The following is a 23185-nucleotide window of genomic DNA, read 5'->3' on the forward strand; positions in this document are numbered from 1 at the left end:
CGGTCACGCCGGGGGCCGGGGGGCGCCGGATGCTGCTGTCGGGAACCGCCGCGTGGACCGCTAGCCGTGGCCGTGCAGTGCGGTACGGCCCGTTCCGGGCGCCGCGTCCGCGGGCGCCGGGGGCACAGCCGCGCGGATGGCGGCCGGGGGCAGCGCGGAGGCGGCCCGGTGCGGGCGTGTCCTCGGTTCGGCGCTGGGTCCCATGGGCCGAGTGTACGTGCGGTGGGAAGGGCCCCGGTCCGCCGCCGGGGCCCTGTCGGCCGGGGACGGCCGGGGGCGGGCCCCGGGTGGGGCCCGTCCCCGGACGCGCGGCGAACGGGCCGCGACCTGCGCAAGGACCGGTCCGTGTGGCCCGTCCCCGGCCCCGGAATCCGATCTTCCCTTTGCGGCCGGAGCGGGACCGGAGTGGAATTGCGTACAGGGGACAGTGGTATTCGTACTCCCGGAGGGAAGGACGCGCCATGAGCGAAACCGACTGGGGGGACGACGTCTACCAGCCCCAGGAACCCGAGGCTTCCGACCCCGGCGAACAGCTCGACGCCGGGGACACACTTATGGACCCGTCCGGCACCGGCGACCCGCTGGACGAGGGCTACGCTCCGCCGGACCGCCCCTGGGTCGTCGACGGCCTCGGCACCACGGCCGACGAGCGGCGCACCGGCGAGTCCCTCGAAGCCCGGCTGACCAGGGAAGTGCCCGAGCCGGACGGTACCGCCGGCGACGGCGTGGGCGATCTGGTGGACGGCGACGGCGAGCCGTGGGACGACGAGGTCGGCGTCGCCCGCGCCGGACGGCTGACCCAGCAGGCGGACGGAAGTGTCCCGGCCACCCTCACCGCCAGCGACGTGGGCATCGACGGGGCTGCGGCGTCGGCCGAGGAGGCCGCGATGCACGTGATCCCCGAGCCGGGGGACGACGCCGCTCTCCTGGAGGCCGGCCCGGCGCCCGGAACCGGCCCCTCCACCAGTGGCGGGGCCGCCTCGCCCTCGCCGTGAGCGGCCCGTCGGCGAGCGCCCGCCCCTGAACGCGGCTGTCCCCGGGCCCGTACTCCCCTGCCCGAAGCACACCACGCACCGCCGAACGCACCACGCGCCTCCGAACGCACGGAGCACGGACGCACGGACGCACGGAACGCACGGAACGCGCCGAAGCGCCTTCCCCCGGTCCGCGCCCCGGCGCGGACCCCCGGCCGGGCGCTCCCGGCGTGCGGTCGGGGACGGGACGTGGGTTAGTGGCTGCGAGCCCTGTTCACCGTGGTCCGCGACCGCCGACCGTCCGCCACCGGCGATCCACCGCCATCCGTACACCGTCGTAGTGGAGTGCGCGCATGCCCGACGCCGTCCCCGACCCCGTCTCCGTCCAGCCCGTCGTGGCTCCGTTGACCAGCGCGGCGCTGTTCCTGGTCGGCACGATCGAGCCGGGCGGCGAAAGCGCGGTACGGGACATGCTGCCGGATCTCGCGGCCGCCGCCCGGTCGCTCGGCTTCCGCTACCCGGACGCCGGTCTCGCCTGTGTCGCGGGCTTCGGCTCCAGCGCCTGGGACCGGCTGTTCGCCGGGCCGCGCCCGGCTCACCTCCACCCGTTCCCGGAGCTGCGAGGCCCTCTTCACCATGCCCCGGCGACCCCCGGGGACGTACTGCTGCACATCCGGGCCGAGCGGATGGACGTCTGCTACGCGTGGGCGGCCCAGCTGCTCGACAAGCTCGGCGGAGCGCTGCGGATCGTGGACGAGACGCACGGCTTCCGCTACCTGGACCACCGGGACCTGCTCGGCTTCGTGGACGGTACGGAGAACCCGGTGGGCGACGACGCCCGCTCGGCGGCGCTCGTCGGGGCGGAGGACGACCCGGAGTTCGAGGGCGGCAGCTACGTCGTCGTACAGAAGTACCTGCACGACCTGACGTCCTGGAACGCGCTCTCCGTGGAGGAACAGGAACGCGTCATCGGCCGCACCAAGTTGGACGACGTGGAGTTCCCCGACGACGAGAAACCCGCCGACTCCCACCTCGCGCTCAACACGATCACCGACCCGGACGGCACCGAACGGGACATCCTGCGGGCGAACATGCCGTTCGGCAGCTTCGGGAAGGGCGAGTTCGGTACGTACTTCATCGGGTACGCCGCCGATCCCGACGTGACCGAGCGGATGCTCCGCAACATGTTCCTCGGCGATCCGCCCGGGGCGCACGACCGCATCCTCGACTTCTCCACGGCGGTCACCGGTTCCCTCTTCTTCGCCCCCCGCGCCGACTTCCTCGACGCTCCGCCGCCCCCGCCCGTTCTGACCCGCGCCGGGGACCGGCCGGAACCGGTGCCCGCACCGGTCCGGCAGGAGTCTCTCGCGGCCGGGGCGGACCACGGTTCGCTGCGCATCGGCAGCCTGCAAGAAAGCGCCCAGTGATGAACAACCTGCACCGCGAGCTCGCGCCGGTCACCCCGTCCGCCTGGGACGAGATCGAGGAGGAGGCCCGGCGTACCTTCCGCCGCCATGTCGCCGGCCGCCGTGTCGTGGACGTGTCCGATCCGGACGGTCCGACGCTGGCCGCCGTCGGCGACGGCCATCTGACCGATATCGATCCGCCCACCCCGGACGTGGTGGCCCGGGCCCGGACATCGATGCCGGTCATCGAGTGGCGGGTGCCGTTCACGGTGGCCCGCCGGGCCGTGGACGACGTGGAGCGCGGCTCGGCCGACAGCGACTGGCAGCCCGTCAAGGACGCGGCACGCACCTGCGCGTTCGCCGAGGACATGGCGATCATCGACGGATACGGGGCGGCCGGGATCACCGGCCTGCGGGACGGCTCGTCCCACGATCCCCTCCCGCTGCCCGCCGACGCGCGGGACTATCCGGTGGCGGTCAGCCAGGCCGTGACGCGGCTGCGGCTGGCCGGTGTGGACGGACCGTACCGGCTGCTGCTCGGTGCGGACGCGTTCACCGAGGCCGCCGAGACCTCCGACCACGGATATCCGGTCAAGACACACCTGAGCCGCCTGGTGGACGACGAGATCCTGTGGGCGCCCGCGGTCAAGGGCGGGGTGCTCCTGTCCACCCGGGGCGGAGACTTCGAGCTCTGTCTCGGTCAGGACCTGTCGATCGGCTACGCGGACCACGACGCCACGAGCATCCACCTCTACTTCCAGCAGGCCTTCACCTTCCGGATGCTGACACCGGAGGCCGTGGTCGGCCTGATCGCCTGAAACCCGGGGGCGCTCACCGGCGCGTGCCCGGGCGACCGAGCGCCCCCGTTCCGCCGAAGACCTGGGGGCAGCCATCAGGGACTCTGGCCGTATGACGCAGACGACTCCCGCGCACCACGAGGGCGGCACGACAGCGCCGACCGCCCGCTTCGACGCCGTCGTCCGGGCGGCCGTCGGACAGGGGCTGCTGGGCGAGGGCCGCCCGGTCGCCGGTTTCATCGACACGGAGGGCGTGCGCGCCTCCGTCGACGACCTGCACGAGGCCTTCGCCGCCACACCCGAGGTACTGCACACCTTCGCGGCCAAGGCCTGCTCCCTCGTCCCGGTACTGCGGCTGCTCGCCGACCGCGGCATGGGGTGCGAGGTGGCGAGCCCCGGTGAACTGCGACTGGCCGTGGAGGCCGGGTTCGCCGCGTCCCGCGTCGTCCTGGACTCCCCCGCCAAGACCCGGGAGGAGATCCGGCTGGCGCTCGCGCTCGGCGTCGCCGTCAACGCCGACAGCCTCGACGAACTGCGCCGCATCGACGCCCTTCGCAACCCGGCCACCGCCTCGGTCCTCGGACTGCGGGTCAACCCTCAGGTGGGCGGTGGCTCCATCGGGCCGATGAGCACGGCGACCGACACCTCGAAGTTCGGGGTCGCGCTCCGCGACCCGGGGGCCCGCGAGGCGATCGTGGGGGCCTTCCGGCAGCGACCGTGGCTGACCCGGCTGCACGCCCATGTGGGCTCCCAGGGCTGCCCGTTGGAGCTGATCGCGGACGGGGTGGCACGGACGTACGAGCTGGCCGAGGAGATCAACGCGACGCTGGGCGTCCGACAGGTCACCAGCCTGGACATCGGCGGCGGACTTCCGGTCAACTTCGCCGACGAGACCGTACGCCCCAGCTACGCGGACTACGTGGCAACGCTGACGGCGGCCGCCCCCGGCCTCTTCTCGGGCCGCTACTCCCTGGTCACGGAGTTCGGCCGGTCGCTGCTGGCGAAGAACGGGTTCATCGGGGCCCGGGTGGAGTACACGAAGGATGCCGGGGGCCGCCGGATCGCGCTCACCCACGCGGGAGCGCAGACCGCCACCCGTACCGTCCTCATGCCCGACGCCTGGCCGTTGCGGATCGGGGCGTTCGGCCCGGACGGCACGCCCAAGGGCGGCCCGCCGCTGGCGCAGGACATCGCGGGACCGTGCTGCTTCGCGGGGGACGTGGTGGCGTACGGCCGGGAGCTGCCGGAGCTGGCCGAGGACGATGTGGTCGTGCTGTACGACACGGGGGCGTACTACTTCTCCACCCCGTGGGCGTACAACAGTCTGCCCCGCCCCGCGGTGTACGGCTTCCGGGCGGCGGGGCTGAAGGACGGCTCGGGTCACGACGGACAGGTGACGTTCGTGACGGTGCGGGACGCGCAGTCGCTGGACGACATCGCGGCGGAGAGCGGTCTCGCGCACGCGGACGCGCTGATCGAACGGGCCGATTGAGCGGGCTGGCTGATGTAAGGGGCGGAGCCGGCACGGCCGAGGCCGGCCGGCCGTTCCGTCCTGGCCGGACGGCCAGGACGGAACGGCCGGCCGGCCACCGGTCACGTCCCGGCGGGCTGCGGCTCGGGCTCCGGATCCGGTACGGGGTCCGGGCCGGGGGCGGGCGGCTGCGGGATGGGGTCCGGCGCGGGTCCGGGTGGCACGGGCCCGGGGCCCGGCGGCACGGGCGGCGGGCTGGGCACCGGAGTGGGCGGGCCCGGTACGGGCGGAGGCGTCGGCGAGGGCGGTACGGGGTCGGGGTACGGGTGGGTCATCGCGATCCTCCACAACGGCACGAAAGGGACAGATGGAGCTTTCCTCCACCGTCTCCCGGAGCGGCTGCCCGCGCCTGCCGAGTCCACACATACGCCCGGCGGCAGCGGCGTGGGCCGGCGCGTGCCGGATCGCCCCGAGTGGGCAGGACTCCGGCAAGCTGCCCGGACCTGGCTGGACCCGTCCGGATCCGCGACGGGCGCCATCGACGCGCAAGGTGTCCCGCATGCCCCTGCCCAGCGTTCTCGACTTACCGCGTGACGGGAAGCCTGGTGAGCGGCGGTCGGAGAACCGCTCCGACCGTCGCCCACCCCACCCGCGCCGGTTCCAGTGATCAGCTCTCAGAAGAGCTCGGGGTGGTTCCTGAGCTGCCGCTCCGCCTCCTGGACGAGCTCGGCCGGCGCTTCGGGCGCCTCGTCGGGGTGGCGCTGCGCCCACTTCGCCGCGTACGGGCAGAGCGGAACGACGGGAACGCCCTCCCTGGCGGCCATGGTGAAGAACTCCCGGACCAGCGCCCCCGCGATGCCCTTGCCCTCGTGCTCGGGCCGGACGACGGTGTGCACGGCCACCAGCGCGCCGGGAGCCGGGTCCATGACGAAGTACGCGATGGTCCCGGCCGGCCTGCCGTCCTCGTACGCCACGAGACTGCCGTGGTCCCGGTCGTCCCTGATCTCCACAGCTGCCTTCTCGGCCATGACCCCTGCTTTCCCGTTCGTGACCCTGGACGTCACTCGCCCGGAACTACGGACGGCGACCTGGATCGCCCGCGACGACGGCCTGCGGGCTCCGCTCCGTACGGGTCCCGGGAACCGGCGCCGAGGCGTCGGTTCCGAGCGCCACGATCCGGTTCTCCGCGTCCACGTGCACGACCCGCGGCACGAAGGCACGGGCCTCGGCATCGTCGACCTGTGCGTAGCTGATCAGGATGACCAGGTCACCGGGGTGCACGAGGTGTGCGGCCGCGCCGTTGATCCCGATGACACCGGAGCCCCGCTCGCCCTCGATGACGTAGGTCTCCAGGCGGGCGCCGTTGTCGACGTCAACGATATGGACCAGCTCACCGGGGAGCAGGTCGGCGGCCTCCATCAGGGCGGCATCGATCGTCACGGAACCGACGTAGTGCAGATCGGCCTGGGTGACGGTGGCCCGGTGGATCTTGGACTTGAATAGGGTACGTAGCATCGAGGTACTCCTGGTCGTAGGCTCCCTGCCTGCGTTCTTGCAGGTCAAGGGCTGTTCTCACAGCCTACAACGCTGCGCGGGTCCGGTCAGCTCTCCCTGGGTTTTTGAGGACTGCCGCCGACCACTTGCCGACTCTTCTGTGGCTTCAGGGTGTAGACGGCGGCGTCGCCGCGTGTGCCGCCGGATCGCAGGGGCTTCCGTGCTGCGGACAGCGAGGTTCCCGGCCTCCGGGGGGCGCCGTCGCCATAGGCATTGTTTAGTGGGATCCGTATGGGAAACGCGGTGTCCCGACGCACCCGGGACGGAAGTGGAGGAGTACGCCATGCCGGCTGGATCCAGCAAGAAGCGTGAGCGGCAGTACGAGCACATCAAGGAGAGCCAGGAGGAGCAGGGCGCGCCGAAGAGCCGCGCGAAGGAGATCGCGGCCCGGACCGTCAACAAGCAGCGCGCCCGGTCGGGCGAGTCGAAGACGGCGAGCAAGACGTCGACGCAGGACAGGAAGTCCGCCTACGAACGCGGCGGCGAGCGCTCCCACAAGGGCGCGCAGGGCCCCACACGGGACCAGCTCTACGCGGAGGCCAAGAAGAAGAACATCGAGGGGCGCTCCTCCATGAACAAGGACCAGCTCCGCAAGGCCGTCGGACGCTGACGCCCACCGGCGGCCCGGGGGCCGGCCGCCCACACGACGGAGGGAACAGGACATGCCCGCAGACGCACGCGGCGACGACGTGTACCAGCCGCAGGACGACGACGGCAACGATCCGCCGAACGACGAGCTCGACCTGGAGAACACGCTGGACGAACGGGGTCTGGACGACCGGATGGAAGAGGGTTACTCCCCGCCCGAACGCCCTTTGGCCGTGAACAAGTTCGGCACGACCGGGGCCGAGGTACGCCACGGTGAATCCCTGGACCAGAGGCTCGCCCAGGAGACCGACGACGTGGAACCGCTCGACGGTGACGGCATCGGCGACCTCGCCGAGGGAGAGGGCGAACCCCTGGAAGGGGCCGAGCGCGAGCCACGGGCAGGCCGGCTCAGCGCGGCGGACGACGCGGCCGGGCGGGAGAACGACGTCTTCGCCGAGGACGTGGGCATCGACGGTGGCGCGGCGTCGGCGGAGGAAGCGGCCGTCCACGTCACGGACGAGGCGGACATCCAGGGGCGCGAGGCCTGACGGCCGGTGAAAGCGGGAGACCATGACTGGCGCGGCGATCTTCGATGTGGACGGCACGCTCACCGATACCAATCACCTCCACGTGGTGGCCTGGTGGGAGGCTTTCCGGCAGGCCGGGCACACCGTGCCGATGCCGGAGATCCACCGGGCGGTCGGCCTCGGCTCCGGTGATCTCATCGAGCGGCTGCTGGGGCCCGACCGAGACGCGGGGCAGGACGCGGCCATCAGCTCCGCGCACACGGTGCTCTACGCGACGTACTTCGACCGCCTCCCCGCCTTCCGGTGCGCGGGCGACCTGCTGCGCACCCTGGCAGGCCGCGGTTGGCGGGTGGTCCTCGCCACCTCGGCGAGCGGGACGGAGCTCGCGGCTCTGCGGCGGGCCGTGGACGCGGACGAGGCGGTCCGGGCCACGGCGAGCTCGGACGACGTCGACCGGGGAAAGCCCTCCCCGGAGCCCGTGGAGCTGGCATGCCGGCTGGCCGGAGTCAGTGCGGAGCAGGCGGTGTTCGTCGGCGACACGGTGTGGGACATGGAGGCGGCGGCCCGGGCCGGGGTGACCGCGGTGGCTCTCCTGTCGGGCGGTATCCCTCGCGCGGACCTGGAGCGGGCAGGAGCGGAAGCGGTCTATCAGGATGTCGCCGATCTGCTCGACCGCCTCGACGACAGCCCTCTCGGACCGGGCCCCGACTGATGAGCTGACCCCGAATTTCCGGTCGCGCAGCCCTGCGGGCCGGACATGACCGCCTCGCAGGACTGCCGCCCGACATCGCGCGGAGGGGCCTGGTCCGGGCTGCATCCCGCCCTGTCCACGCCCTTGACCGTTATGTGCGGAGATCGGGGGGTACCCCTGCGGGAGAAGCGGCCATGACACGTGCGGAATGAGGATCACATGCAGGTGGGATACAAGCTGGCGGCGGAGGCGTTCGGCCCGGCGGAGCTGGTCAGGCAGGCCGTGCTCGCCGAGGAGGCGGGATTCGACTTCGTCGAGATCAGCGACCATTACCACCCCTGGCTCGACAACCAGGGACACTCGCCGTTCGCCTGGACGGTGCTGGGGAGCATTGCCGCCAAGACATCGCGGATCGGTCTGGCGACCGGGGTCACGTGCCCCACCGTGCGCTACCACCCCGCCATCATCGCTCAGGCGGCCGCGACGCTCGCCCTGCTCTCGGAGGGCCGCTTCGTCCTGGGTGTCGGCTCGGGAGAGCGGCTCAACGAACACGTCGTCGGTCCGGGATTCCCCGACGCGGTCCAGCCCCGGCATGAATTGCTCACGGAAGCCCTGGAGATCATCCGGCTGCTCTGGAGCGGGGGGTACCGGTCCTACGAGGGCAAGCATCTGCGGCTGCAGGACGCCCGGGTCTTCGACCTCCCCGACGAACCGCCCCTGATCGCCGTGGCCGCCAGCGGCCACCTGTCGACGCGCATCGCCGCCGAACTGGGCGACGGCCTGTTCGCGACGGAGGACAAGCCGAGCATCGTCCAGCACTACCGTGACGCCGGCGGCACCGGCCCGTGCTACGGCGAGGTTCCGATGGCCTGGGCGCCCGACGCGCACACCGCCGCGCGCGCCGCTCTGGAGACGTCGCGGTGGGCGCTGACCGGGTGGAAGGTGATGAGCGAGCTGCCCAATCCGGTCAATTTCGATGCTGCGACCACCACCGTGCGCGAGGAGGACATTCTGGAGAAGTTCGCCTGCGGCGCGGACCCCGGACGCTACATCGAGGTCGCGCAGAGCTACGTCGACGCGGGTTTCGACAGGCTGGTCATGCAGAACGCGGGCCCCGACCCCGACGGCTTCATCGACTTCTACCAGCGTGAGCTCGACGCGCGCATCCGACAGCTCGAGCCGAACAACGCGCGAGCCTGAAAGCTGGGCCCCGGCGCGTCATCGTCCGAGGCGGCGACCGCAGGTGTTCCGTGAGGTCGCCCGGTGACAGAGGATCGACGCATGACAGAGGCATCTTTGCGGATCAACGCCCGGATCAACGCCCTCATCATCGACGCTGACAGTCCCGAGCGGCTCGCCGCGTTCTGGTCCGAGTTGCTCGGCCGTCCGATCGTGGACCGTACCGGCCCGTACGTCTGGCTGCGGCGGGAGAACGGGCTGGGCCTGGGCTTCCAACGGGCCGGTGAGCCCAAGCCCGGGAAGAACCGCATGCACTTCGACATCTCCTGCCCCGACCCGGGAGCCGAGCAGCAGCGGGTCGAGGCGCTCGGAGGACGACGCCTGGAGGAGTACGCCGACGGCGGTTTCCTGGTGATGGCCGACCCCGAGGGAAACGAGTTCTGCGTCATCCCCGAGGCCCCCGGCTCCGTCGGCCTCGATGACCAGGGGCACGCCCACTACCTCGACTGAACTCCCCAGTCCGGGACGGCCCGGCCCGCTGCGGGCGGGACGCTACCGCAGCGGGTTCGGGTACCGATGTCAGAAGGTGACGTCGTCCGCGGAGGTGATCCTGGCTCCCATGTTGCGTTCCATCATGCGCAGAGCCGCGTCGGCGAGGTCGCTGTGGATGTGTGCCACGGCGTCCCTCGGGACGGTGACGTGCAGACGCCGGATGTGGGCATCGAGTGCTGAATACAGCACGCACTGTTCGGTGACCTGCCCGCACAGCACAAGGTGGTCGGCGCCCAGTTGGGAGAGCAGATAGCTGAGCGGTGTCTCGTAGAAGATCGAGTGCCGGGCCTTGACGACGAAGAGGGATTCATCGTCCGGCAGGATGGGTTCGACCAGCTCCGCGTTCTTTCCCGCGAGAGTCTTCTCGACGATCTCTCCGTGGTGGGACCGCCATTCTCCGAAATTGTCGTTCACATAAATGACCGGCACATGTTCCGAGCGGGCGCGGGCGATGAGCCGCGCGATGTGGGGCAGTGCGCTCCGGACAGATGGAACGAGCAGGTCGGCATCGGGGTGATCGTACGTATTGATCATGTCGACGACGATGAGCGCGTTGTTCCTCATGCCTTCATCATCGCAAAGGGGCCGCTCGCGGTCCGCCCACGACCTGTCTGTGTGTTTCACGTCTGTGTGTTTCACCATTGACAGGGTGGGAACCCGGCACACTCGTCCAGGAATACCGGCGACGGAAGGAGCGGACCCGTGCGCGCATTGACCTACCAGGGAAAGCGGGACGTCCGGGTGGAGACCGTACCGGACCCCCGGATCCAGGATCCGACGGACATCATTGTCAAGATCACGTCCACCGGGGTCTGCGGATCCGACCTTCACCTGTACGAGGTACTCGGGCCCTACCTCGACCCGGGCGACATCCTGGGTCACGAACCGATGGGGGTGGTGGAGGAGGTCGGCAGCGAGGTGACCGCCCTCGCTCCGGGCGACCGGGTCGTGATCCCCTTCAACGTGTCCTGCGGTCACTGCTTCATGTGCGGACAGGGGCTGCACTCGCAGTGCGAGACGACCCAGGTGCGCGAGCGCGGCACGGGCGCAGCCCTGTTCGGGTACACCAAGCTCTACGGGCAGGTGCCCGGAGGCCAGGCCGAGTACCTGCGGGTCCCCTTCGGCAACGACCTGCCCATCAAGGTCCCGCACGGCCCCGCGGACGACCGGTTCGTGTATCTCTCCGACGTGCTGCCCACCGCCTGGCAGGCCGTGGAGTACGCGGACATCCCACCCGGCGGGAGCGTCACTGTTCTGGGCCTGGGCCCGATCGGCGCCATGGCTGCCCGGATCGCCCTCCACCGGGGCGCCGGCCTCGTCGTCGGCGTGGACCTGGTTCCCGAACGCCTCGACCGGGTCAGCGCGTACGGCGCCACCTGCCTGGACCTGCGCCGTCACGGCAAGAACCTCGGTGATGCCGTCCGGGAGCTCACGGACGGGCGCGGCACGGACGCGGTGATCGACGCGGTCGGTATGGAGGCCCACGGCGCCCCCGTGGCCAAGGCCGCACACGCAGCGGTCGGTCTGCTCCCCGACGCCCTCGCGCAGCGCCTCATGGAATCGGCGGGAGTCGACCGCCTCGCCGCACTGCACTCGGCCGTCGACCTGGTCCGCCGGGGCGGCACGATCTCCGTCTCCGGTGTGTACGGCGGCTCCGCCGACCCGATGCCGATGCTCACCATGTTCGACAAGCAGATCCAGCTCCGTATGGGCCAGGCCAACGTCAAGCGCTGGGTGGATGACCTGCTGCCCCTGCTCACCGACGACGACCCGCTGGGCGTGGACTCCTTCGCCACCCACCACCTCTCGCTCGAGGAAGGGCCGAAGGCCTACGAGACCTTCCAGAAGAAGGCCGACGGCATGATCAAAACCCTGCTCGTCCCCTGAGACCCGCACAACGCCAACACCACGGCGACCCCAGGAAGGATGCTCAGCGTGGAGAACGGCAGTCGGCACCCGGGCAAGCGCGTGGTGGTCACGGGCGCCACCGGCAACGTGGGAACCAGCGTGGTCCGCGCGCTCGCCGCGGAACCGGACATCGGATCCGTCCTCGGACTGGCCCGCAGAAAGCCCGCGCTCGAGATCACGAAGGTGGAGTGGGACACCATCGATCTGTCCCGGGCCGACAGCGAGGACCGGCTCGCGGGTCTGCTGCACGGTGCCTACGCCGTCGTCCATCTCGCGTGGCGTTTCCAGCCCACCCACGACCCTGTGGTGACGTGGCGGAGCAACGTGCTGGGCTCCCGGCGCGTCTTCGACGCCGTGGCACGCAGCGGGGTCCCCGCCCTGGTGCACGCCTCGTCCGTCGGCGCCTACTCCCCGGGCCCCAAGGACGAGCCCGGCGTCGACGAGCAGTGGCCCACGGACGGCTGGCCGGACGCGGCCTACTGCCGGGAGAAGGCCTACCTGGAACGTGTTCTCGACACCTTCGAGCTGCGCCACCCGCAGATCCGGGTGGTCCGGATGCGACCCGGATTCCTCTTCAAGGAGACCGCCGCCCCCGAGCAGCGGCGGATCTTCGCGGGCCGCTACGCCCCCGGGCCCCTTCTGCGGCCCGACCTGCTGCCCTTCGTACCCGACCTGGACGGGCTGCGCTTCCAGGTCCTTCACACCGCCGATGCCGCCGACGCCTATCGGCTGGCCGTGCTCCGCGATGTACGGGGCCCCTTCAACCTGGCGGCGGACCCGGTCATCGACGCCCGCACGCTGGCGGACCTGCTCGACGCCCGGATCGTGCGGATCCCCAGGGCCCTGGTGCGCACCGCGCTCTCGGCCGCGTGGCGAGCCCACGCCGTCCCGGCCTCCCCGCACCTGTTCGACGCGGTGCTGCGACTGCCCGTACTGGACTCCAGCCGGGCCCGCGACGTACTGGGCTGGCAGCCCACCCGTACGGCCGAAGACGCGCTGAAAGCCTTTCTGCGCGGCGTTCGCACCGGCGCGGGCGAGAACACCGCACCGCTGGCAGGCCGGAAGACCGGCTGAGCCACCCGGCCGTGCCGCCGGCGGAGCTCCGGCGGGTCGGCCCGCATGGCCGCAGGCTCCGGGCGCGTCCGATGTACTGGACCTCTGCGACGACGGACGACGGACGACGTAGGAAGGACCACCATGGCGAGCAGTGAACAGCCGCAGGACCCCAACACGCTCCACCCCCGCCCCGACTTCCCCCAGCAGGACCAGGCACATCCCGGCTGGACGGGACCGATGGACCCGCCGCCCGACCACGGCGAGGAGTCCTACCGCGGCTCCGGCCTGCTGGACGGCCGGAAGGCCGTGATCACCGGGGGCGATTCCGGGATCGGCCGTGCGGTGGCGCTGGCCTTCGCACGCGAGGGCGCCGACGTCCTGCTGACCCACCTTCCCGAGGAGGAGCAGGAGGCTCGGGAGACCGTTCGCCTGGTGGAGCAGGCGGGCCGCAGGGCGGTGCCCGTCCTCTGTGACATCCGGGACGAGAAGCAGTGCCGCTCGCTCATCGAGCGCGCGGTGTCCGAGTTCGGCCGCATCGATGTCCTGGTCAACAACGCGGCGTACCAGATGTCGCAGCCCGACGGGATCTCCGCGATCTCGACCGAGCAGTTCGACCGCGTGATGCGGACCAACCTCTACGGCATGTTCTGGTTGTGCAAGAGCGCCCTGCCACACATTCCGGCAGGGGGGTCGATCATCAACACGACCTCGGTGCAGGCGTACAAGCCGAGCCCTCATCTCCTCGACTACGCGATGACCAAGGGCGCGATCGTCACCTTCACACAGGGCCTGGCCCAGATGCTGGCCTCCGACGGCATCCGCGTCAACGCGGTCGCCCCGGGCCCCGTCTGGACGCCCCTCATCCCCGCGACGCTGCCCGACACGGCCGAGTTCGGGAAGCAGAGCCCGCTGGGCCGGCCCGCGCAGCCTGCGGAGATGGCGCCCGCCTATGTATTCCTGGCCTCGGCCAATGCCTCGTTCATCACCGGCGAGATCATGAACGCCACCGGCGGTACACCGCTCCCCTGATTCCGGGAAAGGGAGGCTGATTTGACCGCGCGTCGGCCGGGAAGGCGTGTCGTATGACGATGAACCATAACGAAACGCCGGTTCTCGACGCTCTCACCGCCTATCGTGACCGGGGCGAGCTGGGCTTCTCCCCGCCCGGTCACAAACAAGCGCGGGGTGCTGCCCCAGCCGTTCGGGCCCTGCTGGGCGACGCGATGTTCTTCGGAGACGTCCTCGCCACAGGAGGGCTGGACGACCGCCGGGAGAAGTCCTCCGTGCTGCAACGGGCCGAAGACCTCATGGCCGACGCCGTCCACGCGGAGCACACCTTCTTCTCCACCTGTGGCAGCTCCCTGTCGGTCAAGGCCGCCATGCTCAGCGTCGCCGCGCCCCACCAGAAGCTGCTGGTCGGCAGGGACGCCCACAAGTCCGTCATCGCCGGCCTCATCCTCTGCGGCATCGAGCCCGTCTGGCTGGAACCCCAGTGGGACAAGGAGCGGCATCTCGCACACGCGCCCTCCCCTTCCACCCTGGAGGAAGCCTTCACCCGGCACCCGGACGCACGCGGCGCCCTGATCACCAGTCCCACCCCGTACGGCACGGCGGCCGACCTGCGCGCCATGGCGGACATCTGCCACCGGCGCTCCAAGCCACTGATCGTCGACGAAGCCTGGGGTGCCCACCTGCCGTTCCACCCGGACCTGCCGTCCTGGGCCATGGACGCCGGCGCCGACGTCTGCGTCACCAGCATCCACAAAATGGGCAGCGGCCTCGAACAAGGCTCCGTCTTCCACCTCCAGGGCGACCTGGTGGACCACGACACCCTGGCCTCACGGGCCGACCTCCTCGGCACGACCAGCCCCTCCGTGCTGCTCTACGCCGGGATCGACGGCTGGCGCCGGCAGATGGTTCTGGAAGGCCACGGTCTGCTCTCCCGGGCACTCGACCTGGTGGCGACGGTGCGCCGCCGCATCGAGGAGATCGAGGGAATGCACGTCAACGGGCCGGACGACTTCTGCGGGCCCGGCGCGGCAGCGGAATTCGACCCGCTGCCCGTGATCATCGACATCGAGGCCATGGGCACCACCGGCTACCGGGCCGCCGACTGGCTGCGCGAGCACCACCGCATCGACATGCACCTCGTGGACCACCGCCGGATCAGTGCCCAGTTCACCCACGCCGACGACGAGGACACCGCCGACCGGCTGCTGACGGCCCTGCGCGACCTGGCCCGCCACGCGCACACGCTCCGCCCCGCTCCCGAGGTGTGTGTGCCCACGCCCGCCGAGCTCCGTCCCGACCAGGTATGTCTGCCGCGTGACGCCTACTTCGCCCCGACGGAGGACGTCCCGGCGTCGGAAGCCGTGGGCCGCGTCGCCGCCGAGATGCTCACGCCCTACCCTCCCGGCATTCCGGCCGTGCTGCCCGGCGAGCGGATCACCGAACCCCTGGTGAGCTACCTGCGCTCCGGAGTCGAGGCAGGCATGAACATTCCCGACCCCGCCGACCCCACCCTGCGGACCATCCGCGTCCGCACCGAGGCCCCCTGAGAACCAGGCCCGATCAGCTCCGGGCCCGACCGACGCCGAACCCGGGAACACCCGTGACGGACCCAGCCTCCGCCCGCCCCCTTCAGATCCCCGCCCCTTCAGATCAAGGAGAAGCCCCCACCATGCGTGCTCTCGCCCTCGTCTGCACCCTGAACGCCTCACCCGCCTCCTCCAGCAGCCAGTACCTCGCCGAGCAGGTCATGGCCCAGTTCGCGCACCATGACGTCCAGGGAGAGGTCGTCCGGGTCGCCGACCACGACGTCCGCCCGGGGATCGGGGTGGACCTGGGCGACGGCGACGCCTGGCCGGCGCTGCGGGAGAAGGTCCTGGCCGCCGACATCCTCCTCATCGCCACCCCCATCTGGCTCGGGCACCCCTCCAGCATCTGCCAGCTGGTCCTGGAGCGCCTCAACGCCGAGTCCTCCGAGACCGACGACGAGGGCCGCCCGCACACGTACGGCAAGGTCGCCGCCGTGGCCGTCGTCGGCAACGAGGACGGCGCGCACAAGGTGAGCGCCGACGTGTTCCAGGGACTCAACGACGTCGGCTTCTCGCTCGCCCCCGGAGCCGTCACGTACTGGGTCGGCGAAGCCATGCACGGCACCGACTACCAGGACCTGGACGAGACCCCCGAAGCCGTCGCCTCCACCACCAAGGCCCTCGCGGCCAACGCCGTCCACCTGGCCCGCCGGCTCACCGGCAGCCCCTACCCGGCAGCCTGATCCGCGCTCGCGGCGAGGGCCAGGTCGTCAGGAACGTCAGGACCGTCAGGGGAGTTGGTGCATATGCCGGTGGACCGGATCGCTGAGCCGTGGGGAACGCGCACGCCGTACGGGCGGCACGAGACCTGGCCGACGAGGGTCGACACCTTCCTGGCCGAGGGGGTGAGGCCCTCGGACGTCGAGCGGTGGGTGCAGACGGCTTCGATCCTGCACTCCGACGGTGATGCCATGGACGTCGCCGTCAGGAACGGTTCGATGGTCGGCGTACGGGGCATGGCCTCGGACCGGGTCAACCGCGGTCGGCTCGGGCCCAAGGATCTGTTCGGCTGGCAGGCCAACGCCTCACGCTCCCGGCTGACCAGGCCGCTCGTGCGCCGCGACGGGCGCTTGACCGAGTGCGACTGGGACACCGCGATGGAGGTGATCGTCTCGCGCTCGCGCGGGCTCCTCGACGAGCGCGGTCCCGGCTCGATCGGCTTCTACACGTCCGGCCAGCTGTTCCTGGAGGAGTACTACACGCTGGCGGTTCTGGCCCGGGCCGGCGTCGGCACCAACCATCTGGACGGCAACACCCGCCTGTGCACCTCGACGGCGGCCGAGGCCCTCAAGGAGTCCTTCGGTTGCGACGGCCAGCCCGGCAGCTACGACGACATCGACCACGCCGATGTCATCGCGCTGTACGGGCACAACCTCGCGGAGACGCAACCCGTGCAGTGGATGCGCATCCTCGACCGGCTCGATGGCACCGATCCTCCGCGGCTGATCTGTATCGATCCACGTCCGACAGCCGTCGCACGACGTGCGGCCGTCCATCTCGCTCCGCGCGGCGGGACGAATGTGGCGCTGCTCAACGCCTTGTTGCACGAGATCATCCGTACCGACCGCGTCGACCCCGGCTACATCGAGGCGCACACGGTCGGCTTCGCGGCGTTGTCGGAGGAGGTCGAGCCATGCACCCCCGAGTGGGCGGCCGACGTCTGCGACGTCCCCGCAGAGAAGATCCGGGAGGCGGCGGAACTGCTCGGCACCGCCGACCGGCTCCTGTCCACCGTGCTTCAGGGCGTCTACCAGTCCCATCAGGCCACCGGCGCCGCCGTCCAGATCAACAACATCCACCTGATCCGCGGCATGCTCGGACGGCCGGGCGCGGGCGTCCTGCAGATGAACGGGCAGCCGACGGCGCAGAACACCCGCGAGTGCGGCGCCGACGGCGACCTTCCGGCCTTCCGGAACTGGCAGAACGACGAGCACGTGGCCGACCTGGCGAGGGTGTGGAACGTCGATCCGGAGACGATTCCGCACTACGCGCCGCCCACGCACGCCATGCAGATCTTCCGCTACGCGGAGCAGGGCTCGATCCGCATGCTGTGGATCAGCGGCACGAACCCCGCGGTCTCCCTGCCCGAACTGTCGCGCATTCGTTCGATCCTCTCCCAGGACCGGCTGCTGGTCGTGGTGCAGGACCTCTTCCTCACCGAGACCGCGCAACTGGCCGATGTCGTGCTTCCGGCCGCGACCTGGGGCGAGAAGACGGGGACCTTCACCAACGCCGACCGCACCGTGCACCTGTCCGACAAGGCCGTGGAGCCACCCGGGGAGGCCAGACCCGACCTGGAGATCTTCCTCGACTACGCCCGGCGGATGGATTTCCGGGACAAGGACGGCGCTCCCCTGATCACCTGGCACGACCCGGAAACCGCCTTCGAGGCGTGGAAGCGCTGCAGCGCGGGGCGGCCGTGCGACTACACCGCGCTCACCTACGACAGGCTGCGCGGAGGCAGCGGTATCCAGTGGCCGTGCGACGATCGGACGCCCGAGGGCACCGATCGCCTCTACACGGACGGTGTCGCGTGGGCCCACCCGGACCTGTGCGAGACGTACGGCAAGGACCTCGTCACCGGTGCCTCCACGTCGGAGGCGGAGTACCGGTCCCGTAACCCGGAGGGCCGGGCCATGCTCAAGGCGGTCCCGTACCTGCCTCCGCACGAGGCGCCGAGTGACGCGTTTCCCTTCCAGCTGACCACCGGCCGCACCATCTTCCAGTTCCACACCCGCACCAAGACGGGACGTGCTCCCCAGCTGAACGCCGCCGCACCGGACGTCTGGGTGGAGATGTCCGTTGCCGACGCGGCTGAGCAGGGGATGGGCGAGGGCGATCTCGTCGAGGTCGCCGGACCGCGCGGTGCCGTCCGGGCCCGTGTGCGCGTCACCGCCATCCGCCGCGGGCTGCTCTTCGTTCCGTTCCATTACGGCTACTGGGACACGGTCTCGGGCTGCGGACCGGACAGCACGACAGCGGGCCGGGCGGCCAACGAGGCCACCGTCACCGACTGGGACCCGGTGTCCAAGCAGCCACTGTTCAAGACCGCCACCGCGGCGGTGAGGCTGCTGGAGAAGAGCACGGGGCAACAGGCTCCCGCACCGACGAACACCGCGTCGGCGCCCGCCCGCCGCGACGGCGTCCGAGCAACCCGCGGCGGCGCCTCGGCCCACGTCCAGGAGTCCCCCGGGTCTCCCGTCGACCGCACCCGGGGAGACACCCGATGAAGGGCGTCGCGCTCACGATGCACGCGCTCCACCGGGGCGAACAGGCCCTGGCGGAGCAGCTGACCGTCATCGCCGCACGGCACCCGCGTGAGCACGAGGTACGCCACGTCACCAGGTATCTGGCTCTGTGGTCGAACGAGCACTGCCGACGCCTGGCCGACACCGGTCGGCACCACGGCTTGCGCCTCGACGTGCCGTCAGCGTCTCCGCCGGGGCCGCCGGCGAACGACCGCCACCCCGCCGCCGAGGTCTTCGGCCGAACGCCGGAGCCCGTACCGGAGCTCCTTCGGGACCTGCGAGAACTGCATCTGGGCGCTGTCGGAAACTCACTGCACTGGGTGATGCTGGGCCAGGCCGCGCAGGCGTCGAAGGACACCCGTCTTCTCGATCTCGTCTCCTTCTGCCATCCCCGGACGCTGCGCCAGATGCACTGGTCCACCACCATGATCAAGAACCTGTCCCCGCAGCTTCTCACCGCCGGTGACGAGCAGGATGGGTGACGGGCGCGCCGCGTTCCCCGAATCCGGCTCCGAACCCGGCCCCGTATCCGGCCCCGGACCGGTCGCCCGGGCCCCCGGGCTCCCGTCCCGGTTGCGGCGGCCGGCTCCTGGCCTGACGGTGGTGCGGGGAGCGCGCCCTGCGGCGGCGCGGTCAGGAAGCGAGGAGAAACGATGGACGACAGCCCAGGTGGGCGCCGGGCCCGGAGTGCGGCAGCCTCCCATCCTCTGCGCGGGCGGGTCGCGGTCGTCACCGGCGCCGCTCGCGGTGTCGGCGAAGCGCTGGCCCGCAGCCTCTCCGGCGCCGGCATGCAGGTCGCCCTGCTCGGCCGGGAAAGGGCGACCCTGCTGAAGGCCGCCGAGTCCCTCCCCGGCCGGAGCATATGCGTCGAGTGCGACGTCACCGACCGCACGGCGCTGGCGGAGGCGGCACGCCGCGTGGAGAGGGAGCTCGGGCCCGCGAGCGTGGTCGTGGCCAACGCCGGCATCGCGGTGAGCGGGCCGTTCGACCGTACCGCCGCCGAGCTCTGGCAACGCGTCATCGACGTCAACCTCACGGGCTCCGCCAACACCGCCCGCGCCTTCCTGCCCCAACTCGCCGCCACCCGCGGGTACTTCCTCCAGATCGCCTCCACCGCCGCGTTCGGTGCCGCACCCATGATGAGCGCGTACTGCGCCTCCAAAGCGGGAGCGGAGTCGTTCGCGCTCTCCCTGCGCGGCGAGGTCGAACCGGACGGCATCCAGGTCGGCATCGCCTACCTGCACTGGACCGGCACCGACATGCTCAGCGGCATCGACGACGACCCCGTCCTCGCGACCCTGCGCCGCAATCAACCCCGCCCCGCCCGCCGCGTCCACAGCGCCGCCCAGGTCGCCCAGTGGCTCACCCAAGGCATCGCCCGCCGCAGCCGTAACCTCTACGCCCCGCCCTGGCTCCGCTGGTGCCAGCCTCTCCGCCCCCTGTTCCCGGCCCTCGTCGCCCGGACCACCCGCCGCGAACTACGGGACCACCCCGACGGGGCCGCGTCTTCCAGCGGCACGGTCCTGGGCGTCGGAGGGCGCGCCGACTGGAACTCCTACCGGGCCTCCCGCCCCTCTCCCCCGACCGACCCGTAGGACGTGCAACCCCTGTCCCCGACCGCGGTCCGAGTCCCGAGTCCCGAGTCCGGGGCCCGATTCCTGGAGAGTCCTGGACAGGACGGGAGCGTTACGAACAGGCACGACGGGATACTCACGTACCAGGCCATCTCTCAGCCGGCCGGGAAGCCGTGCCGACGCATGACACGGAGGAGCGTGGTGAGCGCGATGGAGAGAAAGAGGAACTCGAATCCGTTGAACCTCCCTGCCGACGTCAGGGGCCGCGCATGACTGACGCGTCGAGAGCGCCGACCGGCGGCGCCGCGGAGACTCTTCGTTCCCCCGTCGCTTCGCACAATGAGTGGGATCCTCTCGAGGAGGTCGTCGTCGGCCGTCTCGACGGGGCCACCACCCCCTCACGGCATTCCGTCGTCTCCTGCAATGTCCCGCCGTTGGCCGCAGGGCTCCAGCGGCTCACCGCCGGATTCAGATATCCACAGGCCCTGATCGGTCCGGCTCAGCGGGAACTCGACCAGTTCGTCGAGCTACTCGAGTCCCTCGGCATCACGGTCACCCGCCCCGACGCGGTCGACCACCGGCGGCGGTTCTCCACGCCGCACTGGTCATCGCGCGGCTTCTGCAACACCTGCCCCCGGGACAGCATGCTGGTGATCGGGGAGGAGATCATCGAGACCCCGATGGCCTGGCCGTGCAGATACTTCGAGACCCACTCCTACCGTGCATTGCTCAAGGACTACTTCCGCAGAGGCGCCCGCTGGACCGCCGCGCCGAGACCGCAGCTCACCGATGCGCTCTACGACCCCGACTACCGGCCCCCCGGGCCGGGCGAACCCATGCGCTACCTCCTGACCGAGTTCGAGCCCGTGTTCGACGCGGCGGATTTCGTCCGTGCGGGCCGGGATCTCTTCGTCACCCGGAGCAACGTCACCAATCGCATGGGCATCGAATGGGTGCGACGCCACCTGGGCCCGGACTACCGGGTCCACGAGATCGAGAGCCGATGCCGCACCCCCATGCACATCGACACCACCTTTCTGGTGCTCGCCCCCGGCAAGGCGCTGATCAACCCCGAGTACGTCGACGTCGATCGCCTGCCCGATGTCCTCAGTTCCTGGGACATTCTCATCGCGCCCCCACCCGATCCGATTCGCGATCCCCTGCTGCGGCTCACTTCCCTGTGCGGAAAGTGGCTCAGCATGAACATCCTCATGATCGACGAAAAGCGCGTCATCGCGGAACGGCATCACACCACCATGCTGCGCGCTCTGGAGAGTTGGGGCTTCGAACCCATCCCGTGCGACCTGCTGCACTACGCGCCCTTCGGCGGATCCTTCCACTGCGCGACGCTCGACATCCGTCGTCGTGGCAGCCTGGAGTCCTACTTCGACCGGTAAGGGCTGTTCTGCGATTCCGGGCGGGCCAGCAGTCGTTGAGCGGCAGAGAGCACGGTCGCGGTGCCCCGGCCGGAGCGGAGGGCTGCGCGGGCGGCGTTGGCGCCCGGAGCGCCGTGCACCCCGCCGCCCGGATGTGCGGACGCGGACGCCAGGTACAGCGCCTTCACGGGCGTTTCGGGGCGGCCCATTCCCGGCACCGGCCGGAACACCAACTGCTGGTGCATCGAGGCCGTACCTCCGTTGATGGCGCCGTTACGCAGATTGGCGTCCGCGTCCTGCAACGTCACGGGGGAAAGGATCCGCCGGGCCCGGATCCGGCTGCGGAAGCCGGGAGCGTAGCGCTCCACCTGGTCCTCCATCCGGTCGGCCATCCGCTCCCGCTCATCGGCATCCCACCCGCCGGTGAGCCCGTCCGCGCCGGCGTCCGCCTTCACCGCGTGGGGCACGTGGGTGTAGGCCCATGCCGATTCGGTGTCCAGCGGCGACCGGGTCGCGTCGGCGGTGGTCATCTGCCCCACCAGGAGGAACGGGCGGTCCGGGATCAGGCCGCGGGCGATCTGGGACGCGCATCTGGTGAGCTCGTCGACCCCGTCGGCCAGGTGGACGGTCCCCGCCGAGGCGGCGGCCACGCTGCTCCACGGGACAGGGCCGTTCAGCGCCCAGTCCACCTTGAACGTGGCGAAGTCCCACTCGAACCGTCGCATGTCGCCCAGCAGCCGGCCGGGCAGGTGCTCGGCGGCGACCAGCGCCCCGTAGAGGCTCGGGGCGGACACGTCGGCCAGCACGGCCCTCCGGGCGGGGACCGCCTCTCCGGTCTCCGTACGGACACCGACGGCGCGCCCCCGCCGCACGACGACCTCGGTGACCCGCTGCCCGCACCGCACGCTTCCCCCGCGCCGCTGCAACCGGCTCACCAGCGCCGAGGTGAGAGCCCCCGCGCCGCCGACGGGGACCGGGAAGCCATGGAACTGCCCCAGCATCGACATCAGCCAGCCGAAGCCGCCGCTGCCCGCCGCCTCCGGCGCCAGATCGGCGTGCAGGGCGTTGCCCGCCAGCAGCAGTCGCCCGCCCTCCCCCGCGAACTCCTCCTCTCCCAGCCTGCGGACCGGGAGGAGGAGGCTTCGGGCCAGCCGCAGTCCGCCCGCCGCCCGGAGCCGTGCCGCGAGCTTGGTCCCGGCCCGGACAGGAGGGAAGGGCGAGAAGAGGGCGTCGACGATGTCCTCGCCCAGCCGGTCCCAGATCCGGCAGAGGGCCAGCCAGCCCTCGCCGTCGCCGGGTGCGAACCGGTCCAGGCCGGCGGCGGTCGCCGATCGGTCCCGGTCCAGCACCGCGCAGGTGCCGTCGAGCAGCGGGTGCGCGAGCACCTGGGGCGCGTGGCTCCAGCGAAGCCCCTCCCGGTGCAGGTCCATTCCGGCCAGTACCGGAGAGGCCGCGGCCAGGGGGTAGAAGGAGCTGAACAGGTCGCTGACGTATTCGGGGTGGACGCCGCGGTCGCTGCGGACCGCGCCGCCCGGCTCGTCCTGCGCCTCCAGCACTTCCACCGACCAGCCGGCGTCGGCGAGCAGATTGGCCGCGACCAAGCCATTCGGGCCGCTGCCGACCACTACTGCGTCGACCATAGGAGCCTCACCCTCCGTTTCGGCGGTACGAACCCCTCACAGAGAGG

23 protein-coding genes are annotated in these 23185 nt (G+C 71.1%); 18 read left to right on the forward strand and 5 right to left on the reverse strand.

Annotated features, from left to right (window positions below):
- Positions 1 to 60 precede the first annotated feature (60 nt).
- A complete protein-coding gene (locus N7925_RS02430; RefSeq protein ID WP_265597826.1) occupies positions 61 to 204 on the reverse strand; it encodes a hypothetical protein in 144 nt (47 codons plus the stop codon).
- A gap of 257 nt (positions 205 to 461) precedes the next feature.
- Between N7925_RS02430 and N7925_RS02435 the strand changes: the two genes are divergently transcribed.
- The 4 genes from N7925_RS02435 to N7925_RS02450 all read left to right on the forward strand — a co-directional run bounded on the left by N7925_RS02435 (position 462) and on the right by N7925_RS02450 (position 4669).
- The gene (locus N7925_RS02435; RefSeq protein WP_274342865.1) at positions 462 to 995 is read left to right on the forward strand and encodes a DUF5709 domain-containing protein; all 534 of its coding nucleotides are present in this window, start codon (positions 462 to 464) and stop codon (positions 993 to 995) included.
- 332 nt (positions 996 to 1327) lie between these two features.
- Complete coding sequence (locus tag N7925_RS02440) at positions 1328 to 2401, forward strand: Dyp-type peroxidase (protein ID WP_265597828.1); 1074 nt, start codon at positions 1328 to 1330, stop codon at positions 2399 to 2401.
- Complete coding sequence (locus N7925_RS02445) at positions 2401 to 3198, forward strand: family 1 encapsulin nanocompartment shell protein (RefSeq protein WP_265597829.1); 798 nt, start codon at positions 2401 to 2403, stop codon at positions 3196 to 3198. Before N7925_RS02440 ends, N7925_RS02445 begins: the two co-directional genes overlap by 1 nt.
- 91 nt (positions 3199 to 3289) lie before the next feature.
- On the forward strand, positions 3290 to 4669 hold the full coding sequence (locus N7925_RS02450) for a diaminopimelate decarboxylase (protein WP_274342866.1): 1380 nt from the start codon (positions 3290 to 3292) through the stop codon (positions 4667 to 4669).
- A gap of 653 nt (positions 4670 to 5322) precedes the next feature.
- Here N7925_RS02450 and N7925_RS02455 read toward each other — a convergent pair.
- Together N7925_RS02455 and panD are read right to left on the reverse strand one after the other, a co-directional pair.
- Positions 5323 to 5676: a GNAT family N-acetyltransferase gene (locus tag N7925_RS02455; protein WP_274342867.1), complete on the reverse strand. Its 354-nt coding sequence runs from the start codon at positions 5674 to 5676 to the stop codon at positions 5323 to 5325.
- A 46-nt stretch (positions 5677 to 5722) separates the two neighbouring features.
- Complete coding sequence (gene panD / locus N7925_RS02460; protein ID WP_265597832.1) at positions 5723 to 6163, reverse strand: aspartate 1-decarboxylase; 441 nt, start codon at positions 6161 to 6163, stop codon at positions 5723 to 5725.
- 322 nt (positions 6164 to 6485) lie between these two features.
- On the opposite strand from panD, the gene N7925_RS02465 reads away from it, so the two are divergent.
- From N7925_RS02465 to N7925_RS02485, 5 genes are all read left to right on the forward strand, one after another.
- A complete protein-coding gene (locus N7925_RS02465; RefSeq protein WP_265597833.1) occupies positions 6486 to 6812 on the forward strand; it encodes a plasmid stabilization protein in 327 nt (108 codons plus the stop codon).
- A 52-nt stretch (positions 6813 to 6864) separates the two neighbouring features.
- Complete coding sequence (locus N7925_RS02470) at positions 6865 to 7338, forward strand: DUF5709 domain-containing protein (RefSeq protein ID WP_274342868.1); 474 nt, start codon at positions 6865 to 6867, stop codon at positions 7336 to 7338.
- Positions 7339 to 7360: 22 nt separating this feature from the next.
- Positions 7361 to 8029 (forward strand): HAD family hydrolase, encoded by a 669-nt coding sequence (locus N7925_RS02475; protein ID WP_265597835.1) that lies wholly within the window; start codon positions 7361 to 7363, stop codon positions 8027 to 8029.
- Positions 8030 to 8227: 198 nt separating this feature from the next.
- Positions 8228 to 9208: a TIGR03557 family F420-dependent LLM class oxidoreductase gene (locus N7925_RS02480; RefSeq protein WP_265597836.1), complete on the forward strand. Its 981-nt coding sequence runs from the start codon at positions 8228 to 8230 to the stop codon at positions 9206 to 9208.
- A gap of 81 nt (positions 9209 to 9289) precedes the next feature.
- Positions 9290 to 9697, forward strand: a complete 408-nt coding sequence (locus tag N7925_RS02485) for a VOC family protein (protein WP_265597837.1) — start codon at positions 9290 to 9292, stop codon at positions 9695 to 9697.
- A gap of 69 nt (positions 9698 to 9766) precedes the next feature.
- Here the strand turns inward: N7925_RS02485 and N7925_RS02490 are convergent, their stop codons facing one another.
- Complete coding sequence (locus tag N7925_RS02490; RefSeq protein WP_265597838.1) at positions 9767 to 10303, reverse strand: cysteine hydrolase family protein; 537 nt, start codon at positions 10301 to 10303, stop codon at positions 9767 to 9769.
- A 138-nt stretch (positions 10304 to 10441) separates the two neighbouring features.
- Here N7925_RS02490 and N7925_RS02495 point away from each other — a divergent pair, with 138 nt between their 5' ends.
- The 9 genes from N7925_RS02495 to N7925_RS02535 all read left to right on the forward strand — a co-directional run bounded on the left by N7925_RS02495 (position 10442) and on the right by N7925_RS02535 (position 21519).
- Positions 10442 to 11626 carry an alcohol dehydrogenase catalytic domain-containing protein gene (locus N7925_RS02495; RefSeq protein WP_265597839.1) on the forward strand — a complete coding sequence of 395 codons (1185 nt, stop codon included), beginning with the start codon at positions 10442 to 10444 and terminating at the stop codon, positions 11624 to 11626.
- A gap of 39 nt (positions 11627 to 11665) precedes the next feature.
- A complete protein-coding gene (locus tag N7925_RS02500; protein ID WP_265597840.1) occupies positions 11666 to 12721 on the forward strand; it encodes an NAD-dependent epimerase/dehydratase family protein in 1056 nt (351 codons plus the stop codon).
- A 123-nt stretch (positions 12722 to 12844) separates the two neighbouring features.
- Positions 12845 to 13732, forward strand: a complete 888-nt coding sequence (locus N7925_RS02505; RefSeq protein ID WP_265597841.1) for an SDR family oxidoreductase — start codon at positions 12845 to 12847, stop codon at positions 13730 to 13732.
- 53 nt (positions 13733 to 13785) lie between these two features.
- Positions 13786 to 15261, forward strand: coding sequence for an aminotransferase class I/II-fold pyridoxal phosphate-dependent enzyme (locus N7925_RS02510; protein WP_265597842.1), 1476 nt, complete (start codon positions 13786 to 13788; stop codon positions 15259 to 15261).
- 122 nt (positions 15262 to 15383) lie between these two features.
- Positions 15384 to 15983 (forward strand): flavodoxin family protein, encoded by a 600-nt coding sequence (locus tag N7925_RS02515; protein ID WP_265597843.1) that lies wholly within the window; start codon positions 15384 to 15386, stop codon positions 15981 to 15983.
- 63 nt (positions 15984 to 16046) lie between these two features.
- Positions 16047 to 18530 carry a molybdopterin oxidoreductase family protein gene (locus N7925_RS02520; protein ID WP_265603726.1) on the forward strand — a complete coding sequence of 828 codons (2484 nt, stop codon included), beginning with the start codon at positions 16047 to 16049 and terminating at the stop codon, positions 18528 to 18530.
- The gene (locus tag N7925_RS02525) at positions 18527 to 19030 is read left to right on the forward strand and encodes a hypothetical protein (protein ID WP_274342869.1); all 504 of its coding nucleotides are present in this window, start codon (positions 18527 to 18529) and stop codon (positions 19028 to 19030) included. Before N7925_RS02520 ends, N7925_RS02525 begins: the two co-directional genes overlap by 4 nt.
- A gap of 171 nt (positions 19031 to 19201) precedes the next feature.
- Complete coding sequence (locus N7925_RS02530; protein ID WP_274342870.1) at positions 19202 to 20143, forward strand: SDR family oxidoreductase; 942 nt, start codon at positions 19202 to 19204, stop codon at positions 20141 to 20143.
- Positions 20144 to 20391: 248 nt separating this feature from the next.
- Complete coding sequence (locus N7925_RS02535; RefSeq protein ID WP_274342871.1) at positions 20392 to 21519, forward strand: amidinotransferase; 1128 nt, start codon at positions 20392 to 20394, stop codon at positions 21517 to 21519.
- Here the strand turns inward: N7925_RS02535 and N7925_RS02540 are convergent.
- Positions 21504 to 23138 (reverse strand): phytoene desaturase family protein, encoded by a 1635-nt coding sequence (locus tag N7925_RS02540; RefSeq protein WP_274342872.1) that lies wholly within the window; start codon positions 23136 to 23138, stop codon positions 21504 to 21506. The two genes, N7925_RS02535 and N7925_RS02540, sit on opposite strands and share 16 nt — an antisense overlap.
- Between the last annotated feature and the right edge of the window lie 47 nt (positions 23139 to 23185).

The organism is Streptomyces sp. CA-278952, assembly GCF_028747205.1.
Taxonomy (GTDB): domain Bacteria; phylum Actinomycetota; class Actinomycetes; order Streptomycetales; family Streptomycetaceae; genus Streptomyces.